14 protein-coding genes are annotated in these 19,318 nt (G+C 65.3%); all 14 read left to right on the top strand.

What is annotated here, in order from left to right:
- Positions 1 to 51: 51 nt before the first annotated feature.
- The 14 genes from N2602_RS29375 to N2602_RS29310 all read left to right on the top strand — a co-directional run bounded on the left by N2602_RS29375 (position 52) and on the right by N2602_RS29310 (position 19,304).
- Positions 52 to 1,374: an ABC transporter substrate-binding protein gene (locus N2602_RS29375; RefSeq protein ID WP_172787423.1), complete on the top strand. Its 1,323-nt coding sequence runs from the start codon at positions 52 to 54 to the stop codon at positions 1,372 to 1,374.
- Positions 1,375 to 1,386: 12 nt separating this feature from the next.
- On the top strand, positions 1,387 to 2,154 hold the full coding sequence (locus tag N2602_RS29370; protein ID WP_036037489.1) for an ABC transporter ATP-binding protein: 768 nt from the start codon (positions 1,387 to 1,389) through the stop codon (positions 2,152 to 2,154).
- 3 nt (positions 2,155 to 2,157) lie between these two features.
- The gene (locus N2602_RS29365; protein ID WP_172787421.1) at positions 2,158 to 2,862 is read left to right on the top strand and encodes an ABC transporter ATP-binding protein; all 705 of its coding nucleotides are present in this window, start codon (positions 2,158 to 2,160) and stop codon (positions 2,860 to 2,862) included.
- Positions 2,863 to 2,867: 5 nt separating this feature from the next.
- A complete protein-coding gene (locus N2602_RS29360) occupies positions 2,868 to 3,749 on the top strand; it encodes a branched-chain amino acid ABC transporter permease (RefSeq protein WP_212258349.1) in 882 nt (293 codons plus the stop codon).
- Positions 3,746 to 4,765: a branched-chain amino acid ABC transporter permease gene (locus N2602_RS29355; RefSeq protein ID WP_172787420.1), complete on the top strand. Its 1,020-nt coding sequence runs from the start codon at positions 3,746 to 3,748 to the stop codon at positions 4,763 to 4,765. The genes N2602_RS29360 and N2602_RS29355 overlap by 4 nt, the downstream gene beginning before the upstream one ends.
- Entirely contained in the window at positions 4,725 to 5,654 is a 930-nt protein-coding gene (locus N2602_RS29350) for a polyphosphate kinase 2 family protein (protein WP_260380245.1), read from the top strand. Before N2602_RS29355 ends, N2602_RS29350 begins: the two co-directional genes overlap by 41 nt.
- Positions 5,651 to 6,688, top strand: a complete 1,038-nt coding sequence (locus N2602_RS29345; protein WP_172787418.1) for a patatin-like phospholipase family protein — start codon at positions 5,651 to 5,653, stop codon at positions 6,686 to 6,688. The genes N2602_RS29350 and N2602_RS29345 overlap by 4 nt, the downstream gene beginning before the upstream one ends.
- Before the next feature lie 798 nt (positions 6,689 to 7,486).
- Positions 7,487 to 9,811: a mechanosensitive ion channel domain-containing protein gene (locus tag N2602_RS29340; protein ID WP_260380244.1), complete on the top strand. Its 2,325-nt coding sequence runs from the start codon at positions 7,487 to 7,489 to the stop codon at positions 9,809 to 9,811.
- A gap of 465 nt (positions 9,812 to 10,276) precedes the next feature.
- Complete coding sequence (locus N2602_RS29335; RefSeq protein WP_260383730.1) at positions 10,277 to 11,872, top strand: NAD-dependent malic enzyme; 1,596 nt, start codon at positions 10,277 to 10,279, stop codon at positions 11,870 to 11,872.
- 305 nt (positions 11,873 to 12,177) lie between these two features.
- A complete protein-coding gene (locus N2602_RS29330; protein WP_212258346.1) occupies positions 12,178 to 12,570 on the top strand; it encodes a BlaI/MecI/CopY family transcriptional regulator in 393 nt (130 codons plus the stop codon).
- Positions 12,567 to 15,086, top strand: coding sequence for a M56 family metallopeptidase (locus N2602_RS29325; protein ID WP_260380243.1), 2,520 nt, complete (start codon positions 12,567 to 12,569; stop codon positions 15,084 to 15,086). The genes N2602_RS29330 and N2602_RS29325 overlap by 4 nt, the downstream gene beginning before the upstream one ends.
- Before the next feature lie 165 nt (positions 15,087 to 15,251).
- Entirely contained in the window at positions 15,252 to 16,706 is a 1,455-nt protein-coding gene (locus tag N2602_RS29320; protein ID WP_260380242.1) for a DUF1800 family protein, read from the top strand.
- Positions 16,707 to 16,708: 2 nt separating this feature from the next.
- Positions 16,709 to 17,959, top strand: a complete 1,251-nt coding sequence (locus tag N2602_RS29315; RefSeq protein ID WP_260380241.1) for a DUF1501 domain-containing protein — start codon at positions 16,709 to 16,711, stop codon at positions 17,957 to 17,959.
- A gap of 175 nt (positions 17,960 to 18,134) precedes the next feature.
- Positions 18,135 to 19,304 carry a serine hydrolase gene (locus N2602_RS29310; RefSeq protein WP_260380240.1) on the top strand — a complete coding sequence of 390 codons (1,170 nt, stop codon included), beginning with the start codon at positions 18,135 to 18,137 and terminating at the stop codon, positions 19,302 to 19,304.
- The last annotated feature ends 14 nt before the right edge of the window (positions 19,305 to 19,318 follow it).

The raw sequence follows: 19,318 nt of genomic DNA, 5'->3' as shown, positions 1-19,318 counted from the left end.
CCGAAGAAATTGCACCAAGAATGCAATGCACAATGGTCCAGGGAGGTTTTGATGCGCCTGCGCATGGCTGCCCGCTTGGTACGTGGGCTGTTGGTCGCGATATCAGCGACGGGCTTGGCGGTGTCTGCCGAGGCCCAAGACAAGGCTCAAGAGAAGAAGCTCAAGATCGGCGTCATCTATGATCTGACGGGTCCGCTCGCCGGCGGCGGTTCGGAGCTGCAATATACCGGCGCAAGGATCATGCTGGATCAGTACAGCGCGAAGGACGTCGAAGGCTACAAGATCGAGGCGATCTATGCCGATGCTCAGAGCAAGCCGGACGTCGCCATCAACGAAGCGATCCGTTTGATCGAGCAGGAAAAGGTCGACATGCTGCTCGGCTTCTTCTCCTCGGCGCAATGCGTGCCGGTGGCAGCGCGCGTCGAGCAGCTGAAGAAGTTCATGTGGATCACGACCTGCATTTCGTCGGCGGTGCTGGAGAACAAGAACTACAAATACGTGTTTCGCCCGCAGGCCTCCGGCGATCAGTTCGGCATGATGACGATGGACTTCATCGCGCAGAACGCGAAGGAGAAGTTGGGCAAGGACCCGAAGGACCTGCGGGTCGCCATCATCCACGAGGACGGCGCCTACGGCGTCGACGTTGCCAAAGGCAACGAGGCCGGCGCCAAGAAGGCCGGTTTCAACATCGTGCTCAGAGAGGGCTATTCGGCGACGGCACCGGATTTGTCTGCGCTCGTCACCAAGCTGAAGCGGGCCAAGCCGGATGTGGTCTTCCATACCGGCTACAATCCCGACATCACCCTGTTGCTCCGGCAAGCCCGCGAGCAGGGGCTGAAGTTCGGCGCACTGGTCGGACATGGCGCCGGCTACGGGGTCTATGAGAAGCTGAAGGAAGGCCTGGGCGCCGATGCCAACTACGTCTTCAACACCGATCCGATCTCGATCTGGCTCGCCAACCAGAAGACAATGGATCCGAAGCTGCCGCCGGTCATCAAGGCGGTTGGCGAGGAGTTCGACAAGCGCAAGCCGGGCGTCGCAATCCGTTCGGCCCATGTCGGCATGGCTGCGTCCAATACCTACTTGTTCCTCACCGACGTGCTGCCGCGCGCAATCAAGAAATATGGCGGCGTCGATCCCGACTCGCTGCGCAAGGCAGCACTGGACACCGACATACCCGAAGGCGGCACCATGCTCGGCTTCGGCGTCAAATTCCACGGCGAGGGCTCGCCAATGGCCGGCCAGAACGAGCGCTCGTTCCCGGTCGTGATCCAATACGTCGACGACAAGTCCTATGTGGTGTGGCCCAAGAGCCAGGCGCAGCGCGAGGCTGTGCTGCCGCTACCGAAGGGCACCACCTACAGCAACCAGTAGCGGAGTGCTCCGGTGTTGGAAGTCAGCGGACTGGTGAAGCGGTTTGGCGGCTTCACCGCCGTGAACAACGTGTCGTTCCGGGTCGACCAGGGCGAGATCCTCGGCCTGATCGGCCCCAACGGCTCGGGCAAGAGCACGATCTTCAACATGCTCTCCGGCACGCTGGCGCCGACCTCCGGATCGATCCTGTTCGCCGGGCACGAGATCGCGGGCCTTGCACCGCACCGGATCATCAACAGCGGCATCGGGCGGACCTTCCAGATCCCGCGGCCGTTCCGTCGCCTCAGCATTTTCGAGAACGTCGCGCTTGCCGGCTTCTACGGCCAGGGCCGCCACAGCCGCGCCAAGGCGGAGGAGGCGGCCGAGCGCTCGCTGGCGATGGTCGGCCTGCCGACCGACCGCCATGCCAGCGTCGATGGGCTCGGCGCAGCGGGGTTGAAGAAGCTCGAGCTGGCGAAGGCGCTCGCCACCGCGCCAAAGCTATTGCTTGCCGACGAGAGCCTCGGCGGCCTCGACGAGGCCGAGATGGATCAGGCCGCGGACATGCTGCGCAACATCCGCGACGAGCTCGGCATCACCATCATCTGGGTCGAGCACATCATGGGCGTGTTGATGCGCGTCGTCGACCGCGTCATGGTGCTCGATCACGGCGAGAAGATCTCGGAAGGCCTGCCGAGCGCGGTCGCCGGCGATCCGCGCGTCATCGAGGTCTATCTCGGCACGGACGCCGAGACCACGCAGGCCGCGGCCGCCGAAGCGCGCCGCCGCGCAGGGGGCTAGGCGATGCTGGAGCTTCGCGGCGTCAATGCCGGCTATGGCACCTTCCAGGCACTGTTCGACGTCGATCTCGACGTGAAGGCCGGCGAAGCCGTGGGCGTCATCGGCCCCAACGGCGCCGGCAAGACCACCTTGATGCGCGTCATCTCCGGCTTGATCCGTCCCTCGCGCGGATCGATCAAGATGGAAGGCGTCGACGTCGTCGCGACCCCGCCGCACAAGATCGTCAGCCTCGGCATTGCGCATGTGCCGGAGAACCGGCGGCTGTTTCCACAGCTGACGGTCGACGACAATCTCAAGATGGGTGCCTTCATGAAAGAGGCGCGGGACCACTACGCCGAGCGGCTGGAGGTGGTGTTCGACCTGTTTCCGCGCCTGAAGGAACGCCGTCACCAGATGGCCGGCACCATGTCCGGCGGCGAGCAGCAGATGTGCGCCATCGGCCGTGCGATGATGTCCAATCCAAAACTGTTGCTGCTCGACGAACCCTCGGCGGGGCTGGCGCCGGTGGTGGTGCAGCAGGTGTTCGAGCTGGTGAAGCGGATCCGCGCCAGCGGGCTGACGGTGCTGATCGTCGAGCAGAACGTGCAGCAGGTGCTGAAGGTGGTCGACCGCGCCTATCTGATCGAGGCGGGCACGATCCGCGCGTCCGGCACCTCGGCCGAGATGCTGGCGAGCGACACGGTCAAGGAAGCTTATCTCGGGGTGTGATGGGCATGCAGGCGTTCCTGGACGTATTCGACATCTACCTGCTGGAGGCCGTCATCAACGGCATCCTGCTCGGCGGCGTGCTGGCGCTGCTTGCACTCGGGCTCAACCTGATCTTCGGCGTCATCGACGTGACCTGGATCTGCTACGCCGAGCTCGTCATGATCGGCATGTACGGCATGTATTTCATGGTGCAGTATTACGGCATCAGCTATTTCGTTGCTGCCCCGCTCACCATCCTGCTCGTCGCTGTGCTCGGCGCGGCGCTGCACTATCTGGTCATCGCGCCGCTTCTGACCGCACCTCCGATCAACCAGCTGCTCGCGACCGGCGGGGTGCTGTTCGTGCTGCAGAGCTTTGCCACCGTCGCCTTCGGCATCGACTTCCGCAATCTCGGCATCCGCCTGCCGGTGCTCGCCTTCGGCGACATGAATTTCAGCTACGCGCGACTGCTCTCGTTCGTCGCCGCGCTGGTCGGCATGGTCGCGGTCTATCTGTTCATGACCCGCACCTTCACCGGCACTGCGATCCGCGCCATCTCGCAGGACCGGCAGATCATGGCGCTGATGGGTGTCGACACCAAGCGGATCTACCTGATCACGTCGGCGCTCGGCGGCGCGCTCGCCGGCCTCGCCGCTTGCCTCCTGGTGCTGCAATATGACGTGCATCCCTTCGTCGGCCTGTCCTTCGGGCCGATCACCTTCCTGATCTGCGTGCTCGGCGGCCTCGGCAATTTCATCGGCGGCTTCATCGCCGCCTTCGTGTTCGCCGAGATCATCTCGCTCGGCGGCCTGTTCTCCGACCTCGAATGGGGCTATGTGCTCGCCTTCGCGTTCTTCATCGTCATGATGTTCATCCGGCCCGCGGGCCTGCTTGCGAGGCGCCGATGATGGGGCAGGGACGGCTTGCGGCGTGGGGGATCGGACTGGCGGCGCTGGTCGCGCTGCCCTTCGTCTATCGCGATCCCTATCATCTGCACATCCTGGTGCTGATCCTGATCTGGTCGTTCGCCTATACGTCCTGGTCGATGATGGGGCGGTTCGGCCTCGTCTCGCTCGGCCATGGCGGCTTCATGGGGATCGGCGCTTACGTCACCGCGCTGTTGTGGAATCACGCAGGTTTGTCGCCCTGGATCGGCATTCCCATCAGCATGGCGGCGGCCGGCGCGCTGGCGATGATCGTCGGCTATCCCTGCTTCCGCTTTCGCATCACCGGGCACTATTTCGTGCTGGTGACGCTGGCGCTGTCAGGCATCGTGCTCCAGGTCATCACCGCGACGCGCGACTATACCGGCGGCTCGCTCGGCTACACCCCGAACCGCGCGTCCGGCAACAAGCTGCTGGCGCTGCAATTCGACGACAAGACCACCTGGTACTTGATCGCGCTTGCGGTCTGGCTGTTTGGCATCGTGGTCTGGCACTGGGTCGACCGCAGCATGGCGCGCTATGCGCTGGAGGCGATCTCGGAGGACGAGGACGCCGCGGCCGCGGCCGGCGTCGACGTCACCGCCGAGAAGCTGAAGATCACGCTGCTCAGCGCGCTGATGACGGCGCTGGCGGGCGCGATCTACTGCCAGTACCAGATGTTCATCACCCCCGACACGGTCAGCGGCATCGCGGTCTCGCTGCAGATGGTGTTCGCCGCGATCGTCGGCGGGCTGTTCGTCTCGCTCGGCCCGACCGTCGGGGCCATCATCACCATTCTGCTGGCGGAAACGCTGCGCATCGGTTTCGGCACCAAGGCGGTCGGCTGGGACAACCTCGTCTACGGCGTGCTGCTCGTGCTGTTCATCATATTCCTTCCCAAGGGCATCCTTGGTAGCTTGCTCGACCGACTGAAGTTGCAACGCAAGGTGCCCCGCGCTCATGAGCAAAAAGCCGTCCAAGTCGCTCGCCCAGGAGCTTGACCGCTACATCAAGCCGTTCCGCTATGATGGCTCGGGCAAGTTTCACCTCAAGGATCACAAGACCGACGAGAAGGGTGATCTCGACAAGGAGAAGGCGCTCGCGATTCTCGACGCCAACAAGAAGCGGCTGATCGCGTTTCAGGAGAAGCTTTACGCGCAGGACCGCTGGTCGCTGCTGATCGTGTTCCAGGCGATGGACGCCGGCGGCAAGGACTCTGCGATCAAGGCGATCTTCGAGGGCATCAATCCGCAGGGCTGCGAAGTCACGGCGTTCAAGGCGCCGAGCAGCAAGGAGCTCGACCACGACTTCCTCTGGCGTCATGCGGTCGCGCTGCCCGAGCGCGGCCATATCGGCATCTTCAACCGCTCGCATTACGAGGAATGCCTGGTGACGCGTGTGCATCCAGAGATTCTCGCGAAGGAAAAGCTGCCGCCTAGGCTCGTCACCAAGAACATCTGGAAGGAGCGGTTCGAGGACATCTCCGCCTTCGAGCGCTATCTCTGCCGCAACGGCACCGTGGTGCTGAAGTTCTTCCTCAACGTGTCCAAGGAAGAGCAGCGCGAGCGCTTCCTCGAGCGGCTGGAGGATCCGGCCAAGCAGTGGAAGTTCTCCATGGACGACATCAAGGAGCGCGCGCTGTGGCCGCGCTACCAGGCGGTCTACCAGGACATCGTCCGGCACACGGCGACGTCGCATGCGCCCTGGTACGTCGTGCCGGCCGACCACAAATGGTTCGCTCGCGTCGTGATCGGCTCGGTGATCAATGCCGAGCTGGAAAAGCTCGACCTGCGTTTCCCCCGTGCCGACAAGGCATCGCTGGAAGAGTTCAAGCAGGTGCGCAAGGCGCTGGAGAAGGAGGGGACGGGAGGCAAGAAGCGAGCAAAGTGACAGCCAGCGGGACCACCAATTGCAAGAACGTCAACTTCGCGCTCCAGGGCGGCGGCGCGCACGGCGCCTTCGTCTGGGGAGTGCTCGACCAGGTGCTCGAGGACGGCAGGCTCGCGATCGAGGCGATCAGCGCGACCAGTGCCGGCGCGATGAATGCGGTGGCGATGGCCTCCGGCATGGCGCATGGAGGCGCGGAGGCCGCGCGGGAGAGCCTGCACGCGTTCTGGTACGAAGTGTCGCGCATGGACATGGCGTACGATCTGATGTCGCCGCTGAACCAGTGGATCCAGGCCCTGAAGCTGCCGCCGGAATATCATCCGGTCCACGCATTCATCCACACGCTGACGCATACGCTGCCGCCGAACCTGCTCAATCCCTTTCATTTCAATCCGCTCCGCGCGCTGCTGCAGCGCGTGGTCGATTTCGACCGGCTCAATTCCTCGCCCGAGGCGCCGCAGCTGTTTCTCAACGCCACCAACGTCCGTACCGGCAAGATCAAGGTGTTCCAGAGCCCGCTTCTCACGGCGGACACCGTGCTCGCGTCGGCCTGCCTGCCGCCCTATTTCCAGGCGGTCGAGATCGATGGCGAGCATTACTGGGACGGCGGCTATCTCGGCAATCCCGCGATCTATCCGTTGATCTACCGCAAGGGCAGTCACGACGTCATCATCGTGCAGGTGACGGCAATCCGCCGCGACGAGCTGCCGGCCAGTGCCGCCGACGTCCTCCACCGCATCAACGAGATCAGCTTCAATTCGTCCTTGATGCGCGAGATGCGCGCGATCGCGTTCGCTACCCGGCTGATCGACGACGGCGAGCTCGACAGCAACAAGCACAGCCGCATGTACATGCATTGGATCGGCAACGACCAATTGATGTCGCAGCTCGGCACCGCCACGCAATTCCACCCCGAATGGAGCCTGTTGTGCCGCCTGCGCGACGAGGGCCGCGAGGCGGCGCGAGGCTGGCTGGCACGAAACTTCGACCAGATCGGAAAGGCCTCGACGGTCGATCTGGCGGACATGTTTCTCTAGGCTGCCGCCGGCCATCGGCAAAAAAGTGCGAAAACAACCCCATGCACAGTAGCCGGCCATAGCAGAATCAATGGCTTGCAGGGGCCGCTGCTTTGTAATACGGATTTTACGAAGCGGGTTTGACTCGTCGGGCAAAACAGGAGCATGATGCCACCATTCCCCCTGCCTTCTGAAATTCCTCAAATTGGCGCGGAAGCGATTTGCACAGCGGACCTTCCAGCGGAACTCGGGTCGTCAAATGTGATCGTCAGATCATTGATCCTGCTTGACAGTTTTGTGTCCCAGGAGGAGCATCATCGCGGTCGCAAACCAGCGACGCGCAACGTCCACCTCATGAGCAAGGGGAGGTCTATGACACCACCTCCGCAAATCCAGCCGCGTTAATTGCGATGGAGCTCGTTCGGACTATCGCATAGCGGCGGAAACCGCGAACGGCACGCCGGGACAAGGTTTAGCGGGCTGCATCAGTGAGGCAAAGCCCCTACCTTCCCGGCGCTGTATTTTGGTCACGTCGATCGTGTCGGATGGCCGTAAAGGCTGCCGCAACTCTTTGAGATCCCCCCTTTCCTTATCCTCCTGTTCGATCTGCACAAGGGTCTGTGCGCGCAGGCCCGATGGAGTTTCGCCGGGGCGTCAGCTCGCGATCCTGCATTGCGGCAAATGCCAAGAGAATGTCGTCTCAAAGGCCAACTTCCGACACAGGCTGGGGGCGAATAGCTGCGATCCGACATGACGGATGTGCTTCGGCGGTGACGGCCACGACACCGCGGGCGCATTCATTTTTTCCAGGGAATCTGCGTGTCGCAAAAGCTTGTCCCGGCGCTTCTCGCCGCTCTTTTCCTCGCGATCTCGTCTCTCTCCTGCGCCCGTGCCGATGCGCCGGCCGCGGGCGGTGCCGCCGCGCTATCGCCTGACGAAGCCAGGCGTGCGTTGGACACGCTCCAGGACGACAAGAAGCGCGCGCAGATGATCGATACGCTCCGTGTGATCGCCAACGCATCGGGTTCGCAGCAGCCCGCGCCGGAGGCGAAATCGCCGATCCCGCTGGCGGCCGATGGCCTTGGCGCGCAACTCCTGCTCACGGTGTCGGAGGAGATCCAGGAGATATCGAGCGAGATCGCCGGCATGGCACGGACGCTCACGCACTTTCCGGCCTTCTACTACTGGATCATGCGCACCGCGAACGATCCCGCGGCTTACAATCTCCTGATTGAGATCGCCTGGAAGCTGGCGCTGCTGCTGGGCTGCGCCCTCTCGGCCGAATGGGTCATCTTCCGCCTGATCCGCCGGCCGGTCGCGTTCCTGGAGGGGCGCGTGCCGCAAACCGCGCGCCTGCCGGCCCAGGCGCTGCCGCTTGCCGATCCGCCATCATCGGTCGCGGACGTCACGCCCGAGCCGGAGCTGCACAAGCGACGCCACAGTCTCGCGCGCGTCTGGCAGATCATGCTGCGTCTGCCCTTCGTGCTCGGGCGTTTCGTGCTCGAGCTGCTTCCCGTGCTCGTCTTCGTCGCCGTCGCCACCGCGCTGCTCGGAACGGAGCTCGGCGAGCCCGCGATTGTCCGTCTCGTGATCCTCGCCGTCGTCAACGCTTATGCGTTCTCGCGCGGGCTGATCTGCCTGGTCCGGGCGCTGGCGGGGCCGTTCGGGCTGTTTCCGGTGCGCGCGGAGACCGCGGCCTATATCGAGATCTGGGCGCGCCGCATCGTCGGCGTCGGCGTCTCCGGCATCGCCTTTGCCAATGTGGCGCTGCTGCTCGGCCTGCACCGCGCCGGCTACGCCGCGCTGCTGCGCATGGTGATGCTGGTCGTGCACCTCTTCATCGCCGTCATCGTCCTGCAATGCCGCCGCCAGGTCGCCGATGCCATCCGCGCGCCGGCCGAGCGGCAGGGAATTGCGGCCCGTCTGCGCAACCGCATCGCAGGCGGCTGGCACTATCTTGCCATCGCGCTCGACCTCGCGCTCTGGGCGGTGTGGGCGCTCAACATCCGCAACGGCTATTCGCTGCTGCTGCAATATTTCGTCGGCACCATCGCGGTGGCGCTGATCACGCGTGTCGTCATCATGCTGACGCTGAGCCTGATCGATCGCGGCTTTCGCATCAGGCCGGAGATCCTGCAACGCTTTCCCGGCCTCGAGATCCGCGCCAACCGCTATCTGCCGCTGCTGCGCAGGATCGTATCCGGCGTGATCGCCTTCATCGGCTTCGTGGCGGTGCTCGAAGTCTGGGGCGTGGACGCGATCGTCTGGTTCTATGGCGGCCAGATCGGCAGCCGGCTGATCTCGGCCGTGGTGACCATCGGCCTCGCCGTGCTCATCGCAGCGGCCATCTGGGAAGCCAGCAACGCGCTCCTCGACCGCCAGATCAATACGCTGACGCGGGACGGGCACTATGCCCGCGCCGCGCGGCTGCGCACCTTCCAGCCGATGCTGCGCACCGCACTGCTGTGCCTGATCGCGACCGTCGTCGGCCTCACCGCGTTGAGCGAGATCGGCGTCAATGTCGCCCCGCTGCTGGCCGGCGCCGGCATCGTCGGCATCGCGATCGGCTTCGGCTCGCAGAAGCTGGTGCAGGATCTCATCACCGGCCTGTTCCTGTTGCTGGAGAATACGGTGCAGGTCGGCGACACCGTCAGCGTGTCGGGGCTGTCGGGCGTCGTCGAGAACGTCTCGATCCGCACCATCCGCCTGCGCGCGGGTGATGGCGCCGTCCACATCGTGCCGTTCAGCGCGGTCACGACCATCACCAATGCCAGCCGCGGCGCCGGCAATGCCTCGGTGAGCGTCAACGTCGCCTACAAGGAAGACACCGATCGCGCCGGCCAGATCCTCAAGGACATCGTCGACGAGATGCGCCGCGAAGCGGACTTCCGCGCGCTCATCCGCGGCGACCTCGAGCTGTGGGGCATCGACAAGGTCGACGGCGCGATGGTGTCGATCGTCGGCCAGATCCGCTGCACCGAGGCCGGCCGCTGGCCGGTGCAGCGCGAATTCAACCGTCGCATGAAGCTGCGCTTCCAGCAGAACGGCATCGAGGTCGCATCCGCGACGCAGACGATCCTGATGCATATCGCGCCGCCGGGAGATGGCGCCGCCAATCTGATGCCAAGGCGGGCAGCAGGATAAGCAGGCGATCGCATATCAGTTCTTGGCGGCGGCCTGAGCGCGCGCCTCGTCCTTCGAGACGGCGCTAGGCGCCTCCTCAGGATGAGGCTGATCGGCGTCGGTGCCCGTTGATCCTGATGTCGCGCACTCCGTCCTCATCCTTGAGGGCCCGCCAACGGCGGGCGTCTCGAAGGATGGCCGCGGGTGAGATAGGGGCCTCCATGGTTCGAGACGGCGCTGACGCGCGTCCTCACCATGAGGAGTTAGAGGCCTGCGCGTTAACCCTTTCGCGCGCAACTGCCAGTCGTTTGCGCAAGTCTCGCTGCGGTGCGAGATCACAATCGGCGCCGCGGTCTCTCCGTCCTTGATCTGAATGGAGCACTGGCCGACAATGGCTGCGGTTCAATAAGAAACTCCTTGGGGGAATTCGTGAATAGACCTGCCCGGGTCGTTGCCAAATCGACGTCGTCCAATCCGCAGCAAGGCATGACGCTGCTGCGCGATCCCCTGCTCAACAAGGGCACCGCCTTCACGGAAGCGGAGCGCGAGACGCTCGGCCTGCGCGGCCTGTTGCCGCCATGCGTGCTGACGATGGAGACGCAGGCTCAGCGCGTGCTCACCAATCTGCGCACGCTGCCGACGGATCTGGAAAAATACGTCGCCCTGAACGCGCTGCATGACCGCAACGAGGCGCTGTTCTTCCGCGTCGTCGTCGACAATATCGACGAGATTCAGCCGATCATCTACACGCCGACGGTCGGGCTTGCCTGCCAGAAATACGGCCTGATCTTCCAGCGGCCGCGCGGCATGTTCATCTCCTCGCGCGACCGCGGCCAGATCGCGGAGATCCTGAAGAACTGGCCCTATCCGGCCAGGCTGATCGTCGTCACCGACGGCGAGCGCATTTTGGGACTTGGCGATCTGGGTGCCAACGGAATGGGCATTCCGGTCGGAAAGCTCTCGCTCTACTCGGCCTGCGCCGGCGTGCATCCCGAACTGTGCCTGCCGATCGTGCTCGATGTCGGCACCAACAACGAAGAGTTGTTGAACGATCCCTATTATCTCGGCCTGCGCGAGCGGCGGCTGACGGGCGAGGCCTATGACAGCTTCGTCGACGAGTTCATGCAAGCCGCGCGCAAGACGTTTCCGGGCGTGCTGATCCAGTTCGAGGACTTCGCCAATCATTCGGCGTTCAAGCTGCTGCACAAATATCGCGACGAGGCCTGCGTCTTCAACGACGACATCCAGGGCACCGCGGCGGTGGCGCTCGCCGGCCTGTTCTCGGCCTTGCGCGTCTCCGGCGGCAAGCTGAAGGACCAGAAGATCCTGTTCCTCGGCGCGGGCGAGGCGGCGACTGGCATCGCCGATCTCGTAGTCTCGGCCATGATGGCGGAGGGGGCTTCCGAGGCGGAGGCGCTTCGCCGCAACTGGCTGGTGGATTCCCGCGGTCTCGTCGTTGCGGGGCGGGAAGGTCTGCATGGCCACAAGCTGCGCTATGCGCACACGGACCAGGCGCCGATTGCCGACTTCCTCACCGCGATCAAGACGCTGAAACCGACGGCGATTATCGGCGTCGCCGCGGTCGGCGGCGCCTTCACGCCCGATGTGCTCAAGGCGATGGCCGAGCTCAACGAGCAGCCGATCGTGTTCGCGCTCTCCAACCCGACCTCGAAGGCGGAGTGCTCGGCGGAGGACGCCTACCGCTACACGGAAGGGCGCGCGCTGTTCGCCTGCGGCAGCCCATACGATCCGGTCAAGCTCAATGGCCGCAGCTTCGTGCCGCGCCAGGGTAACAATTCCTACATCTTCCCCGGCGTCGGCCTCGGCGTCATCGCCAGCGGCTCGCGCCTCGTGACCGACGAGATGTTCATGGCGGCCGCCCATGCGCTCGCCGATTGCGTCGGCAAGGAGGACCTCGCCCAGGGCAGCCTCTATCCGGCACTGCCGCGCATCCGCGAGGTCTCCGTCCGCATCGCGGCGGCGGTTGCGGACGTGGCCTACCAGCGCGGGCTCGCGGACGGACCTGCGCCCAATGACGTGAAGGCCCTCGTTCAGTCGCAGATGTACGAGCCGACGTACTGAGGGCTGATGACTTTTGATTGAGTCGATCTGGCGAACTGGCTCGGTCACCTCTCCCGCTTGCGGGAGAGGTCGGCGTACTTGCGCCGGGTGAGGGCTCTATCCTCTTGGGGAGTCCCACTGCGGAGACACCCTCACCCCGACCCTCTCCCGCAGCGGGAGAGGGAGCGCACCGTCCGTCCGACTCCCGACTCCCAGTTAGTTGACCCATCACCACCATCTCAGGTGGAATCGCCATTGTGCTCCGCGGCTGCATATGCGACAGTCTGTAGCGTTACAAGAATCCTCAATCCGCAAGGTCAAATACCATGGACGATCGCCTGCCTGAACTCGGCGACCTCGAGCGTGAGGTCATGCAACTGGTTTGGGCCGATGGTCCTGTCACGGCCGAGATCGTGCGTGAGCGGTTGTCGCGGCGTCTGAAGGAATCCACGGTGCGCACGGTGCTGCGCCGGCTGGAGGAAAAGGGCTATGTCAACCACACGGTGGACGGCCGAACTTACGTGTACCACGCCGCCGAACCCCGCGCGCGCGTTGCCGCCAAGGCGGTGCAGCGCATCGTCGACTGGTTCTGCAACGGCTCGATCGAGGAGGTCCTCGTCGGCATGGTGGACAACAAGATGCTCGACCAGCAGCAATTGCGATCGCTGGCCGACCAGGTGGCCAAGGCGAAGAAAGCGAGGGGAGTGAAGAAAGAATGATCGCAACTCTGGCGGAGGCGGCGCTGCGCTCCTTTGTGCTGGGAGGCGTCGTCTGGTTCGGTCTCACCCTATTCCGTGTGCGCAATCCGCACGTCCACATGACGGCGTGGGTCGTCGTGCTGATGGCCTCGCTCGCGATGCCATTCGTGATGCATTGGCCGACGCTCACCATCGACCGGCTACCAGCATCGGTGCCGGTGCCGGGCGAATCGTGGCCGGCCGACATCGCGATGCTGGAGATGTCGCAGCCGACCCTGCCGATCGCGCCGGGCGCCGTCGCGGCGCCGCCGGTTGCAAACGGCGTTCTGGTCGACTGGTGGCTGGTGGCGACGATCGTCTATGCCGGCATCGCCGGCCTGCTGCTGCTGCGGCTGGCCATCGGCCTCGGCCTGACCTGGCGCCTGATGCGTGCGGCGAAGCCGGTGAAAGCTGCGCAGCTGATCGATGCCGACATCCGTGTCAGCCGCGACGTCGGCGGTCCCGTCACCTTCGGCTCGACCATTCTGGTGCCGCCGCAATTTGCAGGCTGGGATGCGAAGAAGCGCCTCGCGGTGCTCGCCCATGAAAGCGCGCATGTCGCCAACCGCGATTTCTACGTCCTGTTGCTTGCTTCGCTCAATCGTGCGGTGTTCTGGTTCAGCCCGTTCTCCTGGTGGCAGCTCGCGCGCCTTGCCGAGCTCGCCGAGATCATCAGCGACGCGCAGGCGATCGAGGTGATCGACGACCGGCTGTCCTATGCGGAGATTCTGCTCGATTTTGCCAGCAGCGTGAAGCCGCGCCCGGTGGAGCTTGCGATGGCGCGGGCTTCGACCGTGCGCGCCCGCGTCGAGCGGATCATCGCGGCCGCCGCGATGCCCGTGGCGGTCGGCTGGCGCAAGCGGTTGTGGATCGCGGCCGCGATCGTGCCGGCGGTGATCGTGTCGACCGGCATGATCGCCTATCGCACTCCCGACCCCGCGCCCGCTATCGCCGATAGCGGCGAGGTGCCGGCCCAGCATTACCGCCCCTTCGTCAATTTCTACGCCATGGGCCCGGCCTCGGTGTTCGCCATCTTCCGCGAGGGAGACGAGCTCTACGGCCAGGTGACCGGACAGCGGAAATTGCGCCTCTCGGTCGGCGGCAACGGCACGGCGTCCTACCCGGCCTCGTCCGGCGAAATCACGTTCCCCGTCGATGCCGAGCGTCGCTCGGCTGAGCTGACGTTGCGCATGAACGGCCGCGACATTCGCGCGGTTCGTGTCGCGGAGATGCCGGCACCGGCTGCGGAGATCGCGTCGCTCGATCAATATGTCGGCTGGTACCGGCTGGCGCCCAACCGCGTGCTCAGCGTCCGCCGCGACGGCGACCGTCTCTGGCTGCAGGAGACCGGGCAGGGCGCAACGCAGGTGCTCGCCGAGGGCACCGACGCCTTCTCGTTCCGCGGCGACCATCTCGTCGTCTTCCTGCGCGACGAGCAGGCGAAGGTGTCGCGCGTGCTGGTGCAGAACGCGGTTTTCGGTGCCCGCCTCGCGACCCGCGTCGATGCGGCGGTGGCGCAAGCCGTCGAGGCCGACTTCGCGCGCCGCCTCGCCAAGGTCTCCGACCGATTCAGGGAGCAGGTGCCGGTGGCCGGTAGCAAGGAGATGGTCTTGGCCGGCATCGAAGGCTTGCGCCGCGGTACGCCGGACTATGATCGCATGAGCGCGCCGCTCGCGGCCAAGGTCCACCGCTATCTCGCCGAAATGCAAACGACGTTCGTGGCGCTCGGCGCGGTGGAGTCGATCTTCTTCCGCGGCGTCGGCCCGGGCGGCTACGATATCTATGGCGCCAAGTTCGAGAACGGCACGGCTGAATTCCGCGTGCTGCTCGAGCCCGACGGCAAGGCCGGCGACGTCATCTTCCGGGCCGACGGCAATGACGAGCTCGGCGGCATCCTGCCTTGCTCGGAAGAGGCGAACGTGCGCGGCCGCGCCGGCACCTCGCCGATCCGGATCATGGTCTACAATGAGCTCGGCGAGGACATCCGGGTCGTCAATCTCGATGCCGACGGCAATCGCAAGAACCAGAGCGTCGTCAGGTCCAACATGAGCTGGGCGGCCACGACCACCGTGAACAATCCCTGGATGATCGCCGACAAGTCGGGACGGTGCCTGGAAATCCTGATGCCGGGCCGGCAGACGCGCTTCCACAATGTCGAGGCGTCGAACCTCGGCGCAAAGCCGGGGCGTGCCGCGCGCCGCGCTGTTCCGATCGCCAATGGCGAAGAGATGCTGCGCCGTTACATCGAAGATCTCGGCAGGGGACAGCCCGACTACGACCGTATGACGTCGGAAGTAGCCGACATCACGCGTCAGCAATTGCCGTTCGACCAGGCGATCCTGGCGCGACTCGGCGCCTTGCGTGCGGTGTCGTTCCGCGGCGTCACCGCGCTCGACAGCGACATCTATATCGCCCAGTTCGCCAATGGTTCGGCGGAATGGCGGATCGGCGTCAGGAACGGCGTGATCACCAAGATCGCGCTCGGGCCCAACTTTTAGGATCGCGACGCCGTCCGTCGCATCCGACGGGCGGTTCACGATAGCCGGACGGAGATGCCGCAATCTTCGCTTGTCCGGGCGCACCTCGAGTGCTACGATGCGTAGCATTACCATTCGTAGCCTCGCGCCGCGTGTCGGCAGGCTCGAGAAAAATGGGCGTCCGCCATGAGCAATCCTGCAAGGGCCGAGACCGTGCTTGCGCTGCAGCGCTTCGGCATGGGGCCGCGGCCGGGATCGATCGCCGCAATGGGCTCGGACCCGCGCGGCGCGTTGATCGCCGAGCTCGACCGGCCGCTCACGCTGACCGCCGCCGCTGGGCTTCCCACAAGCGCCAAGGCCTTCCGCACCGTGGCCGACGCCAACGCCCGCCGGACGGCGCGGGTCAAGCAGGCGCAGCAGCAGGCCAAGAAGCAGCAGATGGCGGCGGCCGCGCCGGCGATGTCGGAAGACCAGGCGCAAGGTCAAGTGCAGGACAAGGACGCCGCCGAGATGGCGGCCAAGCAGGCGGCTGACGCCGTTCCCGATCCCGGACGTCCGATGTACTTGCAGGAAGCCAAGCTGCGCACCGAAGCCGCGCTCGCCGCCGAGATCGGTTTTGCCGAGCGGCTGGTGTGGTTCTGGTCCAACCATTTCTGCGTCTCGGCCAACAAGATCCAGAGCATGTCCGGCGCCTATGAGCGCGAGGCGGTTCGCGCCAATGCGCTCGGCCGTTTCGTCGATCTGCTGCTCGCCGTCGAAGGCCATCCGGCGATGCTGTTCTATCTCGACAATCTGGAATCGATGGGCGCGAACTCGATCGCCGGCATCAATCGCAGCCGCGGCCTCAACGAGAACATCGCGCGCGAGATCATGGAGCTGCACACGCTCGGTGTGCGCACCGGATACACCCAGGACGACGTGATCAGCTTCGCCAACGTCATGACCGGCTGGACGCTGGTGCCGCCGGGCGCCGATCCCCAGCACGGCGGCGAGTTCACCTTCAATCCGCGGCTGCACGAGCCAGGCGGCCAGACCGTGCTCGGCAAGCGCTACGAGCAGGAGGATGCCGAGCAGGGCCGCGCCGTGTTGCGCGACCTCGCCGCGCATCCGGCGACCTCAACCCACGTCGCGACCAAGCTGGCGCGGCACTTCGTCGCCGACGAGCCGCCGCCGGCTCTGGTCGAGCAGATGGCCAAGACCTTTCGCGACACCGAGGGCGATCTCAAGCAGGTCGCAATCGCGATGGTGTCGTCGGACGAGGCGTGGCGTGGACCGCCGTCGAAGCTCAAGCGTCCCGGCGAATGGGTCGTCGGCATGGTGCGCGCGGCCGGCATCACGGTCGTCGATCCCGTCCTCTACACCGGTGGCCAGCAGCTGCTCGGCGAGCCGCTATGGCGTCCATCATCGCCCAAGGGCTATCCGGACGACGAGGCGAGCTGGATCGACGGTGTCGGCCGGCGGCTCGACGTCGCCAACAATTTTGCCGAGCGCGTCACCGGCATGGCCGATCCGCAAGTCATCATCGAGGACGTCTTTGCATCCGAGATCGCACCCGAGGTGAAGCAGGCGGTCGGCCGCGCCGAGAGCCGGCAGCAGGCGCTCGCGCTGCTGTTCATGTCGGCGGATTTTCAGAGGAGGTGAGCATGGGCTTCGATCGTCATCTGCCCACGCGGCGCGAACTTCTGGCCGGCTCCGGGGCGCTGTTCGCCTGGAGCCAGATGCCGCGGATCGCGCGCGCGGAAGGGCGCGATCCGCGCCTGCTCGTCGTCATCCTGCGCGGCGCGCTCGATGGCCTCGGCGCGGTGGCGCCGGTCGGCGATCCCGACTGGGTCGCCCTGCGCGGCGATCGCGCGCTGCTGCTCGACGGCAAGCCGGCGGCGCTGCCGCTCGATTCCTTCTTCGCGCTCAATCCGGCGATGCCGAACCTGCATCGGCTCTACAAGAGCGGCAAGGCCGCGATCGTCCACGCCACCGCGACGCCCTATCGCGAGCGCTCGCATTTCGACGGCCAGGACGTGCTGGAGAGCGGCTTCACCAGGCCCGGTGCGACCGCTTCGGGATGGCTCAACCGTGCGCTGCTGGCGATGGAGTCCGGCGGTCGGGTCGATCCGCGCGGCAGCCGCGCGCTCGGCATCGGCTCGGTGACGCCGCTGGTGGTGCGCGGCTCCGCGCCAGTGATGACCTGGGTGCCGCAAAAACTCCTGCCGGCGAGCCAGGATACGCAGAACCGCCTGCTCGACCTCTATCAGCACACCGACCCGAAGCTCGCGACCGTGCTGCAGGCGCGCATGAAGCTCGCCTCCCTCGACGGTGCGAGGGGTACGGGCGATCCGATGTCGGACGATCCGACGCTGGCGCCGCCGGGCATTGCGCGCGTGCGCGCCTACTTCGCGGAGGCCGCCGGCACCGCCGCGCGCTATCTCGCCAAGCCCGACGGCCCGCGCGTCGGCGCGATGGGCTTCGTCGGCTGGGACACGCACATCGCCGAAGGCGCGGCCTCGGGCCAGCTCTACAATCTGCTCGGCGCGCTCGACGGCGCGTTCGCGGCGATCGAAAGCAACATGGGCGCGGTGTGGCACGAGACCGTGGTCGCCGTCGTCACCGAGTTCGGCCGCACCGCGCGCATCAACGGCACGCAGGGGACGGACCATGGCACGGGCACGGTTGCCTTCCTCATCGGCGGCGGGCTCGCCGGCGGCCGCGTGATCGCGGATTGGCCGGGCCTGAAGGCGGCGCAACTGCTCGACGATCGCGATCTCAAGCCGACCACGGATCTGCGTGCCGTGCTGAAGGGCCTGCTCAGGGATCATCTGCGTGTCGAGGAGAAGGTGCTCGCCGAGACGGTCTTCCCTGATAGCGCCGAAATCAAACCGATGGGAGGCCTCGTGGCCTAAAGAGCGATGTGCACATTGACGCAACGCGAACTTGATTTTCTTGCCAGTCTGAAGACCAGCTGGCGACAGCTCTATTGGCGTGAATTCGCGCGCATCCTTCGAGAGAGCGCGCAGTCGGGCTACGCCAGCGCCGAAATTTGCTCGGCGCCGCGACAGGGGTGACGGGAGACTTCGAATGCGGCGGCGTCAATTCATTTCACTCCTCGGCGGAGCCGCACTCGCGCCGCTCTCTGCGTTGCCGGTCTACGCGAACCCGCCGGAAGGCTGCGGTGGTCCGCTCGAGCGGGGCGACGGCTGGCCGGTCGGCTCCGTCAACGACAACAGTCTCGTCAACCGCGAGGCGCTGTGCGGGATGGCGGATCGCCTCGTCTCCAGCGATGCCAACATCCATGCCGTGCTGGTCGCCCGCAATGGCAAGCTGGCGTTCGAGAGCTACTTCAAGGGAGCCGACGAAATTCCCGACCCGATCTACGGCCGCCGTGTGGAAACTCTCGCCTTCGATGCCGACACGCTGCACAACGTGAAGTCGGTCTCGAAGAGCGTTGCGTCACTCGCCGTCGGGATCGCGATCGATCGCGGGCTGATCCGCAGCGTCGACGAACCGATCTTCAGCTTCTTCCCCGAACTGTCCGACCTGCGGTCCCCCGAAAAGGATCGTATCCGGTTGGTGCACGCGCTGACCATGTCGATGGGCCTGAAGTGGATCGAGGCGACTCCTGCAACGGGCGACTACGACAATGACGAGTCGCGCATGCATATGGCATGGGATCCGTGTCGTTACGTTCTCGGTCTTCCCGTGACCGCCGCGCCGGGGCAGGAATTCTTCTATAACACCGGCGCACTCACTCTGGTGTCGGCCATCATCCGTAAGGCGACCGGACGTCCTCTCGATGAATTCGCGCGTGAGGCGTTGTTCGAGCCATTGGGAATCACCAGCACGACGTGGGCTCGGTACCGTGGAGACACCGATGCGGGAGGAGGGTTGCGACTGCGGCCGCGCGACATGGCAAAGATCGGCCAGCTGGTCCTTGCGGGCGGCCGCTGGAACGGCCGCGGGATCGTTTCCAAGGCCTGGATCGACGCCTCGACTGCTGAGAAGATCAAGGGGACGGACAATCAATCCTACGGATATCTGTGGTGGCTCGGCCAAGCGCGCGTCAACGACCGGAAGATCAACTGGATCGGTGCACTGGGGCGCGGCGGGCAGTCGATCCGCATCGTGCCGGAGCTCGATCTCGTCGTCGCCGTAACGGCGGGCTACTATCAGGACTACAGCCCGCAAGCGTTTCGATTGCAGTTCGGCGTTTTCAGGGACGTCTTGCGCGCGATCCCCCCTCCGGCCTGAGCCGCAGCTGCCGA

It is taken from the genome of Bradyrhizobium sp. NC92 (assembly GCF_025200865.1).
Classification (GTDB): Bacteria; Pseudomonadota; Alphaproteobacteria; order Rhizobiales; family Xanthobacteraceae; genus Bradyrhizobium.
The sequence above is the reverse complement of the archived record's forward strand: the minus strand, read 5'-3'. Positions and strand labels throughout refer to the sequence as shown.

Bases quoted from the DNA above. Each gene is read 5' to 3' on its own strand.
- N2602_RS29330 (WP_212258346.1), top strand. From the start codon at position 12,178: ATGGACGATCGCCTGCCTGAACTCGGCGACCTCGAGCGTGAGGTCATG.
- N2602_RS29365 (WP_172787421.1), top strand. From the start codon at position 2,158: ATGCTGGAGCTTCGCGGCGTCAATGCCGGCTATGGCACCTTCCAGGCA.
- N2602_RS29355 (WP_172787420.1), top strand. From the start codon at position 3,746: ATGATGGGGCAGGGACGGCTTGCGGCGTGGGGGATCGGACTGGCGGCG.
- N2602_RS29360 (WP_212258349.1), top strand. From the start codon at position 2,868: ATGCAGGCGTTCCTGGACGTATTCGACATCTACCTGCTGGAGGCCGTC.
- N2602_RS29320 (WP_260380242.1), top strand. From the start codon at position 15,252: ATGAGCAATCCTGCAAGGGCCGAGACCGTGCTTGCGCTGCAGCGCTTC.
- N2602_RS29310 (WP_260380240.1), top strand. From the start codon at position 18,135: ATGCGGCGGCGTCAATTCATTTCACTCCTCGGCGGAGCCGCACTCGCG.
- N2602_RS29325 (WP_260380243.1), top strand. From the start codon at position 12,567: ATGATCGCAACTCTGGCGGAGGCGGCGCTGCGCTCCTTTGTGCTGGGA.
- N2602_RS29350 (WP_260380245.1), top strand. From the start codon at position 4,725: ATGAGCAAAAAGCCGTCCAAGTCGCTCGCCCAGGAGCTTGACCGCTAC.
- N2602_RS29375 (WP_172787423.1), top strand. From the start codon at position 52: ATGCGCCTGCGCATGGCTGCCCGCTTGGTACGTGGGCTGTTGGTCGCG.
- N2602_RS29335 (WP_260383730.1), top strand. From the start codon at position 10,277: ATGACGCTGCTGCGCGATCCCCTGCTCAACAAGGGCACCGCCTTCACG.
- N2602_RS29315 (WP_260380241.1), top strand. From the start codon at position 16,709: ATGGGCTTCGATCGTCATCTGCCCACGCGGCGCGAACTTCTGGCCGGC.